The sequence below is a fragment of the Bradyrhizobium manausense genome (assembly GCF_001440035.1).
GTDB classification, from domain to species: Bacteria; Pseudomonadota; Alphaproteobacteria; order Rhizobiales; family Xanthobacteraceae; genus Bradyrhizobium; species Bradyrhizobium manausense.
The window spans coordinates 45,128-56,963 of sequence record NZ_LJYG01000101.1 but is presented as its reverse complement, the minus strand read 5'-3'; the positions used below and the strand labels follow the sequence as shown (position 1 = coordinate 56,963).

The window sequence follows — 11,836 nt, the reverse complement described above, 5'->3', positions numbered from 1 at the left end:
GAGCCGCTTTGTGTCGGAGAGGATGTTGGCGATGAAGGTCCGCTGCTCTGACGGCGTCAGGCCATCGGGCTTGCCCTGAAATGAATCCTGCAACAGCTCGGCCGCGCCCTTGATCGAGGTCAGCGGCGATTTCAGCTCATGGGTGAGATGGGCCGAGAACGTCGCGATATAGTCGGAGCGCCTTGCGAGCTGCTCGGCCATGCCGAGAAAGCTGTGCGAGAGCTGCGCGAACTCGCGCGTGCCGTAGTGCCGGAGCGGCTGGAACGCCTCGCGGTCGCCGCGGCCGATTCTGGCGGCGCGGTCGATCAACTCGCGCATCGGCAGCGTGATGGTGCGCGAGAATACCAGGCCGATCGCGATCGTGCCGAGAATCACGGCCAGCCCCGCCAGCACGAACTTTGCGCGCTCCTGGTAGAGATGGTCGAAGATATTGCTCGGCGTCCGCGTGGTGTAGATCACCCCGGCGACGCGGTTGTTGACAATGACGGGCATGGCCGAGAATACGTGCACGCCAAGCCCGCGGCTGAAGGAATAGATCGGCGGTGGCGGCTTGTCGGGCACGCGGTTGCGCAACGTCGCGCGGTACTGCCCGTGCAGCGCGTCCGCGACCTCCTCGATATGCGCAAGCGACTGTCCGACCTCCTGCCGCCCCGCGATCACCACGCCTTGCGGATCCAGGATGCGAAACCCCGCCAGCGTCACCTTCTGGGTCTCGCGGATGATCGGCGTCAGCTTGGCGCCGATCTCGACGTAAGCCTGCTGCGCCGGCCGGGATGCGGGCATCGCGTCCGGCCGCCGTCGCAACAGATCATTGGCGGTGAGATCGAGCGCTGGCCGGATCGGCGTGAACTGATCGCCGGGATCTGGCAGCACGTTCGGCGCCACCTCGGCGCCGAGCATCAAGCCGCTGTCGAGCCGTGCCGTGACCTCCTGCGCATAGATCGTCGCCAGCACGCGGCTCTGCGCGATCAGCTCGGCCTGGGTCTGGCGGATCAGCTGGTTGTCGTAGAGGCGGAAGAAGAACAGGCCGACCAGCGGCAGCACGGCGACGGTCGCGAGCACCGCGAAGATCACGAGTCCGAGCGACGGCCGCCATTTGTCAGGCGGAGCGCTCATGCCTCTTTCTCGCAGCGGCCGAGCTTGAAGCCGACACCGTGAATGGTCTCGATCACGTTGTCGCAAGCCAGCGCCGCGAGTTTGGCGCGGATGTTGCGGATGTGACTGTCGATGGTGCGGTCGGAGACCTGGATGTTGAGCTGGTAGGCCGCCCGCATCAGCTGCTCGCGGTTGAACACCGACGTCGGCCGGGTCAGGAATGCTCGCAAGATGCCGAACTCGATTGCAGTCAGCTTCAGCGGCGTACCAGCGAAGGTCGCCACATGCTGCTCGGGATCGATCAGCAGGCCGCCCTGCGACAGCGCGGCGGGCCCAGCCTTGGCTTCGCCATTGCGCGGGCCGAGCCGGCGCAGGATGACATTGACCCGCGCTACCAGCTCGCGGGGGCTGAAGGGCTTTGTGACGTAGTCGTCGCCGCCGATCTCGAGGCCGAGGATGCGGTCGATCTCCTCGTCGCGCGCCGACAGGAACAGGATGGGCACGTCGGAGACTTTGCGGATCTCGCGGCAGACGTCGAGCCCGTCGAACTCGGGCATGCCGATGTCGAGCACGATCAGATCGGGCTTGTCGGTGGCATAGCGGAGAAGCGCCTCCTTGCCGTCGCGAGCCTCGACCACGTCCATGCCGGCTTTCTTCAGCGCAACGCGGATGACCTCGCGGATGTGGCCCTCGTCGTCGACGATGAGAATGCGATGCGCCAAGTCTCTCTCCGCTCACCCTGCCGGCTGATTGCTCGGCGGGCTCTTGGCTTGCGCGTCGAGCCTGCGTTGCAGCCGCCAGCTCCGAAAGCCCCAGGCCCGCCAGGTCAGATCCTGCCGTTGACCTTCTACAAGTCGATCCCGACGTCCCGCAAGACAGTAATCGCCGCCGCGCAGCGCGATGACCTTGTCGATCGCAGGCAGCGCCTGCGGGCCCAATGTGAGGAGGTAGTTGGCATCGATCTTCACGCCGTTCCCTCCCATTTCACTGCTGTGTTTCAGATTGTAGTCGGCAATGAATGCATCGAAGTTCACCAGAGAAGCACCATACAGCACCATCGTTAACGCGATCAGGTTGGCGCCGACAAGCCAGCGGTTCGACCCGTCGAGCGCGATGCGTGCGACGATCAGGATGAGCCCCAGCGCCACGAGTCCCATCCAGATGAAGGCCGCGATGCGCCAATAGGTCAGCATGTAGATGCCCACGTAGAGATCGAGGCGGAGGATGGACGAGGCGACCAGCAGCACGTTCTGCGCCACCCAGAGATAGACCAGCGGGCGGATCACGGTGGATTTCTCTGCCGGCCCGCCCGGACGCATTGCGACCAGCACGAAGGCGGCGGCGAGCAGCGCGGTTGCGATCAACGGATAGGCGCCGCGATGGGCGTAGGCCGCATAGGTCGTGTTGGCGGGCAACGCCACATGTCCCCAGAGATAGAGGCCATCGAGAACGGACTGCGCCGCGAACAGCAGATTGAACAGGATCAGCGAGCGCAGGATGGTGGAGGGGCCAAGGAATTCGACCGAGACGACGGGCGGCAGTGGCGGTGGCACGGGGGCCTCGGCGACGTCTGTGATGACAAGTTTCCTGCGGCGCCAGCGCACATGGATGAACGGCCAGACCAACGCCAGCATCATGGTCCAGAACAGCACGCGCGGGGGGCTGACATGATCGAGGATGATTTTCGGGTTGAGCAGGGATACCCACTGCTCGATCACCGGATTGGCCGCCGCGAACAGGGTGACAAAGACGGTGCCAAGCGTCGCCGGCAGCAGCCAGAGTGCGATGCCGCGGGTGAATGCGGACATGTTGAAGACCTGAAGCGCTTCGAGGAAGACCCTGAAGGGGCCGAGCAGAAAGAAGGTGCGCAGTGCACGCGCACGATCGGCAAGCCCGCTCGTTTCCGGGCTGGTCGCAAACAGCAGGGCAATGGCGAGCGCCGCCACGAGAATCAGGGAGGACAGCGCGTTGAGCTCCTCGATCGCCGGTATCAGGCCCGCAACGAGGATGACGGCCCCGATCATGGCGCGACGCCGATCAAGCGCGGCATAATTGAACAGCATCGACATGCAGACCGTCGCGATCGCAAACAGCGTCAGCGACAGCCCGATCCGATGGCCATAGAACAGCCAGTCGGCGAGCGCAGCCAGCGCCAGCGCGCAGCCAAGCTTGGCTGGAATTGCGGATTGCCTGATCGGCTGGATGTCCGCCGCGATCGTCGAAGCCAGGCTCGTCATGTCCAGAACACCTTTCGTGATGGGTGGCATCGCGAATCTGCACGGCAGATGTGCAGAAGGCGGGATCAACGTCTGCACCGTTTCAGGAGTCTTTTGCAGATTTCGTGCAGGCGCGCTTTTGCCTCTCGCGCAGCGCAAATCGCTTTGGTAGGTGCGGATCATCCGCCATTCCTCGGACGTAACGCATCATGCAGTTCCTCCGTCGTGCCGGCCTGATCTTGCTATGGTGTGCCGCGCCTGTCGTCGCGGTCGCGGCCGCGAACAAGAACGATCCCTATCTGGTCCCGCTGCGTGGTGGTGGAAACATCGCGCTCATCATCGCGAGTATCGCGATCGCCGTCCTGCTCCTTCGCCACGGGCGCTGGCACAGCCTCTCCGGCAGGTTGCTCGTCATGCTCTGGTGCCTGCCGCCGATGCTGATGGCGGCGGCGCATTTCAGCTTCGAGCTGCGCAAGCACGACGTGCTCAGCGCTGACGTGGCCGAGGCACGTCAGCTCGGGCCGCACTTCGTGGTCGGCTATTCCTCTTTTCCAGAGGTCGCGCGCCTTGCCGAACAGGGCCTGATCGGCGGCGTCTACGTCACCCGGCACAACATCCGTGGCCGATCGGTCGATGCGCTGCGTGCCGAGATCGCGGCGCTCCAGGATGTCAGGCGTGCCGCCGGCCTGCCGCCCCTGATCGTCGCCGCGGACCAGGAGGGCGGCATCGTCGGCCACCTCGCGCCGCCGCTGACCAAAGTGCCGGCCCTGGCGACGCTCTCCGGGCTTGCTCCAGAAGACCAGCAGGCCAGGGCGGAAGAGTTCGGCCGCATCCATGGCCGCGAGCTCGCCGGCCTTGGCGTATACCTCAACCTCGCGCCCGTACTCGATCTGAAGCCGCCGCACCGGCGCAACCGCCTCGACTTTCATACGCTGATTGGCCAGCGGGCGATTGCTACAGATCCCGCCGTCGTCAGCACGATCGCTACTGCCTACGTTCGCGGACTCGAAGCGTCCGGCGTGGGCGCCACGCTCAAACATTTCCCCGGCATCGGACGTGTGCGCACCGACACACACCATTTCAACGCCAACCTCGATACGCCGGTCAGGGAGCTGGAAGCGACCGACTGGCGGCCGTTCCGCGAAGTGCTGTCGCAGTCGCACAGTGCGCTGATGGTCGGCCATATCACCCTGACTGCTGTCGATCCTGATCGCCCCGCCTCGCATTCGAAACGCGTCGTCGACGGCATTATCCGCAGCACTTGGAAATACCAGGGCCTGGTCATGACCGACGACCTCGTGATGGGTGCGATCTATCAGCACGACGTCTGCAAAGCCGTGGTCGAGGCCGTCAACGCCGGCGTCGACCTGCTGCTGGTCGCCTATGACGGCGCGCAATTCTACCGGATCTTCGGCTGTGCGCTCGACGGATCGCGGCAGGGCAAGCTCGATGCGGCCATGCTGCGCGCAAGCGCGGCGCGGCTGGAACGGGGTCTTCCGATCGCGCAGGCGCGGACGGCTTCAGGCCCCGTCCGCGTTGTCGAAAAGAACTAACCCTTCGCGAACTGACGATAGTCCGGCTCGCGGTGAAACCAGAATTCGTAGCCGCCGACGTTTTTCTGCATGGCGACGTCGTGGATCGGCTGGTTAAGCGGAATGACGGGAACGTCGCGCATGCAGAGCGCTATGAAATTCTTCACGCAGCTGTCGTATTCAGCGGCGTCAGTGGTGAAGCGCGCCTTGTCGATCAGCGCGTCCATCTCCTTGTTCTGGTAGGAGGAGATGTTGAAGATCGAATTGTTGCCGTGGAAATTCCAGTAGAAGTAATATTCGGGATAGTCGAGCCAGCCACTGAAGCGGTTGAGCGCGAGCGGCAGTTCTTTCTTGTTCAGCGTCGTCCGCCAGTTCGCGCCTGGGATCTTTTCGATTGAGGTCTTGATGCCGATCTTGGCGAGGCTCTCCTGGATCAGGATCGCGGTCGGCTCGCCGACGGTGGCCGTGCCCGTGTCCAACGACAGCGACGTCTCCAGGCCGGACTCGAAACCGGCCTCCTTCATCAGCGCCTTGGCCTTGTCGAGATCGGTAACGTAGGGAGACGGTCGAGGCCAGACCGGCTTCGAGACGTCTGCCGCGCCGCCATACATGGGAACGGCGCGGCCGAAGAAGGCACTGCTCTGGATCTGCTCATAAGGCATCGCCCAGGCGATGGCCTGACGCAGCTTGGCATTGTCGAACGGCGGCTTCGACGTATTCAGCGCGACGTACCAAAGCGCATTCGGGATCGGCACGCCCGAAACCTTGACCTTGCCCTCCCTGATGATCTGCTCGAAATCGCGCGGCGCAAAGCCGCTCGAAATATCGGCATCCCCCCGTTCCAGCATGGCGCGCCGAGTGCCGGCGGAAGGAACGTCGCGCGCGATGACGCGCTTGACCTTCGGCAGCGGTCCGCTCTTCCAGTCGTCGAAGCGCGCCAGCACGGTCTCGCTGCCCGGCTTCCAGCTCTCGATCTTGTAGGCCCCGCCGCCGGCCTCGTTGTTCTTCAGCCACGCCAGCGCCCACGGGTCTTCCGCCGTCGCGTTCTTCTTCGCCAGCTCGGAATTGATGATGAAAGGCACGACGACGGCGACGTTGAACAGCAGCATCTTGTCCTTGCGGACATAGTCGATGCGGAAGGTGTGATCGTCGACCACCACGAACTGCTCCGGCCTTTCGAGCGAGCCCGCCGACATCTGGAAGGTCGGGAAACCGCCGACCTTCACCGCGCGGTCGAAAGACCATTTGACGTCTTTGGCCGTGGCCGGCGTGCCGTCGTGGAATTTGGCGTCCTTCCGCAGCTTGAAAGTGCAGGACATGCCGTCAGCGGCAACCTCCCAGCTCTCGGCGAGTTCCGGCGCGAGCTTTTCGCGGTCGTAAGACAATGTGCCGTCGGGCAGCGTCTTCGACGCATAGGTCAGCAGGCGGTCATAGCAATTCCAGGACAGGCCGTTCACCGTCTGGTTGGAGCCGACGCCCTGCATGTCCAGCGAGTTCGGCCCAAGCTCCTGCACCACCAGCAGCGTCTCGCTGCGCCCCTGCGCCGATGCGAGACGTGGAGCAAATGCTGCCATACCGGCGGCGCTCAGGCCGCCAAGCACCAAATCGCGGCGATTGATGTCAAAAGGTGATGCGCTCATCGGAGCCTCTTTTGCGAAGGGATCAGCGCCCTAAAGAGGCAAGGCGCATGCCATCAGCTGCGCTTCACGGCGTCGCATCTGCGTGCCGCTATCTCAGCTCCTCGGACAGGAAATCGACCAGCGCTCGGACCTTGGTCGAGGGACGCGGGCCCGCTACGGCGTCACCGCTCCGCGCTCGACGCCGCGCGGGGCGGTCAGCTCCTTCCAGGTCGAGTTCGCGACGTGCACCGGCGAGAACGCCGGCCGTTCGACATAATGGCCATCGCCGGCCTCGGCACGCAGATCGCCATCCTTCCAAACGATGCGACCGCGCGAAAGTGTCGCGGCCGCACCGCCGGTGCAGGCAAAGCCTTCGAACACGTTGTAGTCGATCCGGCTCATCTGCCGCTTCGCGCTGATGGTTTTCGTCGCCTTCGGATCCCACACCACGATGTCCGCATCCGAGCCGACGGCGACCGCGCCCTTGCGCGGATAGATGTTGAGGATGCGGGCGATGTTCGCCGAGGTGACCGCGACGAACTCTTCCTTGGTCAGACGGCCCGTGGCCACGCCGGCGGTCCAGAGCAGCGCGAGGCGATCCTCGAGGCCGCCGGTGCCGTTCGGGATCTTTCTGAAGTCACCGAGGCCGAACCGCTTCTGCTCCGTCGTGAAGGCGCAATGGTCGGTTGCGACCACTTGCAGCGAGCCGGACTGCAAGCCCGCCCATAGACTGTCCTGGTGCGACTTGTCGCGGAACGGCGGCGACATCACGCGCTGCGCGGAATGATCCCAATTTTTGTTCTGATATTCGCGCTCATCGAGCAAGAGATGCTGGATCAGCGGCTCGCCATAGACGCGCTTGCCGGCAGCCCGCGCGCGGGCGATCGCCTCATGGGCCTCGCGGCAGCTGGTGTGCACGATATAGACCGGCGTGCCCGTCATGTCGGCGATCATGATGGCGCGGTTGGTGGCTTCGCCCTCGACCTCGGGCGGCCGTGAATAGGCGTGCCCTTCCGGACCCGTGACGCCGCGCGCGATCAAGGCTTCCTGCATCAGCGCGACCACATCGCCGTTTTCGGCGTGCACCACCGGCATGGCGCCGAGATGGGCGCAGCGCGCGAACGAGTTGTAAAGCTCGTCGTCGTTCACCATCAGCGCGCCTTTGTAGGCCATGAAATGCTTGAAAGTGTTGATGCCGTAGGTTTTGACCACGGTTTCCATCTCGTCATAGATCTGTTTCGACCACGACGTCACCGCCATGTGGAAGCCGTAATCGCTCGCCGCCTTCTCGGATTTGTGACGCCATTCCTGATAGGCGGCGAGCATCGACTGGCCGGGATCAGGCAGGCAGAAATCCACCACCATGGTGGTACCGCCGGTCAGCGCCGCTTTCGTGCCGGATTCGAAATCGTCGGCGGTGACGGTGCCCATGAACGGCATTTCCAAATGGGTGTGCGGATCGATGCCGCCCGGAATGATATAGGCGCCGCCGGCGTCGAGGATCTCCGTGCCCGTGGGCGCTGCGATCGATGCACCGATCGCGACGATGCTGTCGCCCTCGATCAGCACGTCCGCCCGGCGCGAATGATCATGATTGACGACGGTGCCGCCGCGGATGAGGAGGGACATGGGAAACTCCGAAAGGAGGGGAGGACGAAACGCGGGAAAACTAAGCACAGCGGGCATGATGTGACAGGCGAAATTTTAGTCAACCGCCGCCCTTGGATTTCCGCCCTTGGCTTCGCTACGCCTCGCGACCGCTAGGTGCCCGCGCGATCAATCCGTCGATCATCGCGCGCACGAGGCCGGCGATTTCCTTGCGCAGCGCCGGTAGCGGCACGGCGACCAGCTTCTGCTCCAGTCCGAGCGCCACCATGCCGTGCACCGCCGAGAACAGGCTGCGCGCGGTGATGCCGAGGTCCTCCGGGCTGCGTCTGGGAAACAGAGCGGCGAGCGGCACATAGATATGCCTGAACAGCCGCATCTGGTCGTCAACGGACCAGTCCGGGACGATCTTGTCGGCCGCCATGCGATGCTCGAACAGCGCGCGCCAGAGCTGGAGATTTTCTGCAGCGAAATCGCAATAGGCAATCGCGATGCGGACCAGCCTCTCCTGGGGCGCGGGCTCGCCGGCGCCTTCCGCGGCGCTGAGCGCGTCGTCCAGTCGATGCAGTGTGCGCGAGCCGACCCGCAGGATCAGCTCGTCCACGTCGGCGACGAGATTGTAGACCGCCCCGTTGGCGCAGCCGATCTCGCTGGCAAGATCGCGGGTTTTCAGGCCCGCCAATCCGCGGCTCGCGATCATCCGCTCCGCCGCCAGGATCAGGTCGGCCCGCAATTTCTCTCGCCGTTCCAAGGCTTTAGTCATTCGCTATCAATTCCGTGAGCGTCGCTCAAATTTATCTTGAGCGACGCTCAAGATGTGCTACAAAGCTGCTATGAGCAATGCTCATAACAGGGAGCAAGCAATGTTCAAGACCGTCGTCACACTTTTCGGCGGCAGCGTGGCCGCCGCCGGCGAGGAGCTGGAGGACCGCACCGCCCTGCTGATTCTCGACCAGCAGATGCGCGATGCGGCTGCGGCCGTCGAGCGCAGCAAGCGGACGCTGGCGCTGGCGATCGCACAGGATCAGCAGGAAGGCCGCAAGCTCGAAGCCACTGTCGCCCGAATCGCCGACCTCGAGACCCGCGCTGTGGCGGCGCTCGATGGTGGCCGCGAGGATCTGGCCAAGGAAGCTGCCGAAGCCATCGCGGGCCTCGAGGCTGACCGTGACGCGGCGTTGACGGCGAGGGCGCTGTTCGCAACCGAGATTGCCCGGTTGAAGCGCCATGTCGCGAGCGCGCAGGCCCGCATCACCGAGCTCGATCGCGGCCGCCGTGTCGCCCGCGCATCGGAGGCGGTGCGCTCGCTCCGTCGCAGCGGCATCGAGGCAGCGCGCCCTTACGAGTCTACGCTGCCCGAGGCCGAGAGCACCTTGCGGCGTCTGCGCGAGCGGCAGATCGAGGCTCAGGCCGCCGACGATGCGCTGGTCGAGCTCGATGCGGCCAGCGGCCCGCTCGCCACCGCCGAGAGACTCGCCGAGCAGGGCTTTGGCCCCCGGCTCAAGACAACTGCGGACGACGTGCTGGCCCGGTTGAAGTCCAAGCGCACACCGACTGCCTGATCTCGAGCCCACTCATCATCGGAACCAACAGGAGACGACCATGAACCAGAACGGCCAACCCCACAGTGGTGCCTGGGTGACCTTCACTTACGTGTCCTTCGCGGCCTCCGCCTTCCTCGTCGCCCTCGGCGTCTTCTTCCTGCCGATCGATCTCTGGATGAAGGGCTATCTCTCCATGGGCATCGTGATGCTGATCCAGACCTGCGTCACCTTGACCAAGACCGTGCGTGACAACCACGAGAGCAGCCGCCTCGTGAACCGCATCGAGGACGCCAAGGCCGAGCGGCTGCTGATGGAGGTCTCCAAAGCCGCGTGAGCCGAACGCCTGGAAGCGGCTTGCAATGTGACCCGGTGGGTGCCGGCGCATCCACCGCGCGTTCGATCCGCATATCGCGCCTGCGAAATGCAACCGAGCCATGACGGATCGCACAGGTCTGCGGCCTTGCGCCGCGGCATCGGCCGGAGCACTCTGCGCTGGCGGTGCAGAGAACGCCGCCAACAAAGAAGGCCCGAGGAAGCTTCCCATGGCGGTGACGCGGATCGACTGCGACATCCATCCGGCGGTTGGTGGCACGCGCACGACGCTGCTGCCCTATCTCAGTGATCACTGGAAAGAGCAGGTGGTCAGCCGCGCCATCGACGGCCTCGATCTTACTTCCTATCCGCCCAGCATGCCGCTGTCGGGCCGCGCCGACTGGCGGCCGGCCAATGGCACGAGGCCGGGTTCCGACCTCGCCATGGTGCAGAAGGGCGCCTTCGACCAGCTCGGCGCCAGCCACGCCATCCTCAACGTGCTCTACGGCGCCCAGGCCGTGTTCGATGCCTATATGGCTGCCGACTTCTGCAAGGCCATCAACGATTGGATCGCCGCCGAATGGCTGTCGCGCGACCCGCGCCTGCGCGCGTCGATTGTGGTGCCGATGCAGGCGCCGGATCTCGCGATCGAGGAAATCGAACGCCGCGCCGGCGACAACAGGTTCGTGTCCATCCTGGTGCTGGCGCAGGGCGAGACTTTGCTGGGCCGGCGGCATTTCTGGCCGGTCTACCAGCTCGCCGAGAAGTACAAGTTGCCGCTCGCGATTCATGCCGGCACGCAATATCGCCAGGCACCGAGCTCGGCCGGCTGGCCCTCGCACCGCTACGAATATTACTTTGTCGAGGCGCAGGCGTTTCAGGCGCAAATCTTGAGCCTGATCTATGAGGGCGTGTTCGGCAAATACCCTGGTCTCAAGGTCGTGCTGATGGAATCAGGCGTGAGCTGGTTGCCGGCCTTCATGTGGCGCGCCAACAAGACCTGGCGCGGCGTGCGCGTCGAGGTGCCCTGGGTCGAGCGCGAGCCGGCCGCGATCATCCGCGACAATTTCCGCGTCACCATGCAGCCGTTCGATGCACCGGGTGATGCCAGAAGCGTCGAGGCGATCATCGACCAGATCGGCTCGGAAAAAATGTTCCTGTTCGCGTCCGATTATCCGCATTGGCAGTTCGACGGCGACGATCCGATCCCGCCGCATCTGCCAAAGAGCATCATTGCGAAAATGTGCGTCGACAATCCGCTGGAGACGTTTCCGCGGCTGTCGCTGGTTAACTAGTTCAGGAGGTTCGCATGAGTGAAGTCATCGACCGCCCGCTGCGCGACGACGAGAAGCCCGCTGTTTCGAGGCTGCGCATCGTCGATTGCGACGTGCATCCGAGCCTGCGTTCGCACGATGATCTCAACGAGTTCCTGCCAAAGCGCTGGCAGCAGCATCTGAAGGAATATGGCAGCCATCTGCGCACGCCCTATCTCTTCACCACGCCATATCCGCGCTCCTCGCCGTTGATCGCGCGGCGTGATGCCTGGCCGCCGACCGGCGGGCCGCCCGGCTCCGATCTCGCCTTCATGCAGAAGCAGCATCTCGATCCGCTCGATGTCGAGTTCGGCATCCTGCAGGTGCTCGATCTCTTCATCTTCTCGCAGCAGAATCTCGAATTCGGCGCCGCAATTCAGCGCGCCATCAATGATTGGCAACTGGCGTTCTGGTCGCATCGCGATCCGCGCCTGAAGGCCTCGATCCTGGTTGGGCAGGACGGGGTGGATCTGGCAATCGCCGAGATCGAGCGCTGCGCCAAAACGGGCGAATACATCCAGATCAACGTCTCGCCGCGCGCCAACGAACCGCTGGGGCGCCGCCGCTACTGGCCGATCTACGAGCGCGCCCAGGCGCTCGACC

At 64.3% G+C, this 11,836-nt stretch carries 11 protein-coding genes; 5 read left to right on the top strand and 6 right to left on the bottom strand.

All coding sequences use genetic code 11. The features are described from left to right. From AOQ71_RS25290 to AOQ71_RS25280, 3 genes are all read right to left on the bottom strand, one after another. Nucleotides 1-1,116: histidine kinase dimerization/phospho-acceptor domain-containing protein (locus AOQ71_RS25290; RefSeq protein ID WP_245317109.1), on the bottom strand; the 1,116-nt coding region annotated here is incomplete at its 3' end. Further along, nucleotides 1,113-1,817 (bottom strand): response regulator, encoded by a 705-nt coding sequence (locus tag AOQ71_RS25285; RefSeq protein WP_057752636.1) that lies wholly within the window; start codon nucleotides 1,815-1,817, stop codon nucleotides 1,113-1,115. The genes AOQ71_RS25285 and AOQ71_RS25290, both read right to left, overlap by 4 nt. 12 nt (nucleotides 1,818-1,829) lie before the next feature. Continuing rightward, the gene (locus AOQ71_RS25280) at nucleotides 1,830-3,332 is read right to left on the bottom strand and encodes a DUF4153 domain-containing protein (RefSeq protein WP_057752632.1); all 1,503 of its coding nucleotides are present in this window, start codon (nucleotides 3,330-3,332) and stop codon (nucleotides 1,830-1,832) included. A 188-nt stretch (nucleotides 3,333-3,520) separates the two neighbouring features. On the opposite strand from AOQ71_RS25280, the gene AOQ71_RS25275 reads away from it, so the two are divergent. Continuing rightward, a complete protein-coding gene (locus tag AOQ71_RS25275; RefSeq protein ID WP_057752629.1) occupies nucleotides 3,521-4,864 on the top strand; it encodes a glycoside hydrolase family 3 N-terminal domain-containing protein in 1,344 nt (447 codons plus the stop codon). Here the strand turns inward: AOQ71_RS25275 and AOQ71_RS25270 are convergent. The 3 genes from AOQ71_RS25270 to AOQ71_RS25260 form a co-directional block, all read right to left on the bottom strand. Continuing rightward, entirely contained in the window at nucleotides 4,861-6,483 is a 1,623-nt protein-coding gene (locus tag AOQ71_RS25270; protein ID WP_057752626.1) for an ABC transporter substrate-binding protein, read from the bottom strand. The two genes, AOQ71_RS25275 and AOQ71_RS25270, sit on opposite strands and share 4 nt — an antisense overlap. 153 nt (nucleotides 6,484-6,636) lie before the next feature. Continuing rightward, on the bottom strand, nucleotides 6,637-8,091 hold the full coding sequence (gene hydA, locus AOQ71_RS25265) for a dihydropyrimidinase (protein WP_057752623.1): 1,455 nt from the start codon (nucleotides 8,089-8,091) through the stop codon (nucleotides 6,637-6,639). 115 nt (nucleotides 8,092-8,206) lie between these two features. Continuing rightward, complete coding sequence (locus AOQ71_RS25260; RefSeq protein WP_083514483.1) at nucleotides 8,207-8,830, bottom strand: TetR/AcrR family transcriptional regulator; 624 nt, start codon at nucleotides 8,828-8,830, stop codon at nucleotides 8,207-8,209. A gap of 100 nt (nucleotides 8,831-8,930) precedes the next feature. On the opposite strand from AOQ71_RS25260, the gene AOQ71_RS25255 reads away from it, so the two are divergent. From AOQ71_RS25255 to AOQ71_RS48480, 4 genes are all read left to right on the top strand, one after another. Beyond that, nucleotides 8,931-9,626 carry a PspA/IM30 family protein gene (locus AOQ71_RS25255; protein ID WP_057752620.1) on the top strand — a complete coding sequence of 232 codons (696 nt, stop codon included), beginning with the start codon at nucleotides 8,931-8,933 and terminating at the stop codon, nucleotides 9,624-9,626. A 40-nt stretch (nucleotides 9,627-9,666) separates the two neighbouring features. Further along, complete coding sequence (locus AOQ71_RS25250; RefSeq protein WP_057752617.1) at nucleotides 9,667-9,942, top strand: YiaA/YiaB family inner membrane protein; 276 nt, start codon at nucleotides 9,667-9,669, stop codon at nucleotides 9,940-9,942. Nucleotides 9,943-10,150: 208 nt separating this feature from the next. Continuing rightward, nucleotides 10,151-11,215, top strand: coding sequence for an amidohydrolase family protein (locus tag AOQ71_RS25245; RefSeq protein ID WP_057752613.1), 1,065 nt, complete (start codon nucleotides 10,151-10,153; stop codon nucleotides 11,213-11,215). Between the two features lie 14 nt (nucleotides 11,216-11,229). Next, the coding region (locus AOQ71_RS48480; protein WP_245317108.1) for an amidohydrolase family protein at nucleotides 11,230-11,836 on the top strand (607 nt) is incomplete at its 3' end.

Bases quoted from the DNA above. Each gene is read 5' to 3' on its own strand.
- AOQ71_RS25275 (WP_057752629.1), top strand. From the start codon at position 3,521: ATGCAGTTCCTCCGTCGTGCCGGCCTGATCTTGCTATGGTGTGCCGCG.
- AOQ71_RS25270 (WP_057752626.1), bottom strand. From the start codon at position 6,483: ATGAGCGCATCACCTTTTGACATCAATCGCCGCGATTTGGTGCTTGGC.
- AOQ71_RS25260 (WP_083514483.1), bottom strand. From the start codon at position 8,830: ATGACTAAAGCCTTGGAACGGCGAGAGAAATTGCGGGCCGACCTGATC.
- AOQ71_RS25245 (WP_057752613.1), top strand. From the start codon at position 10,151: ATGGCGGTGACGCGGATCGACTGCGACATCCATCCGGCGGTTGGTGGC.
- AOQ71_RS25280 (WP_057752632.1), bottom strand. From the start codon at position 3,332: ATGACGAGCCTGGCTTCGACGATCGCGGCGGACATCCAGCCGATCAGG.
- AOQ71_RS25250 (WP_057752617.1), top strand. From the start codon at position 9,667: ATGAACCAGAACGGCCAACCCCACAGTGGTGCCTGGGTGACCTTCACT.
- hydA (WP_057752623.1), bottom strand. From the start codon at position 8,091: ATGTCCCTCCTCATCCGCGGCGGCACCGTCGTCAATCATGATCATTCG.
- AOQ71_RS25255 (WP_057752620.1), top strand. From the start codon at position 8,931: ATGTTCAAGACCGTCGTCACACTTTTCGGCGGCAGCGTGGCCGCCGCC.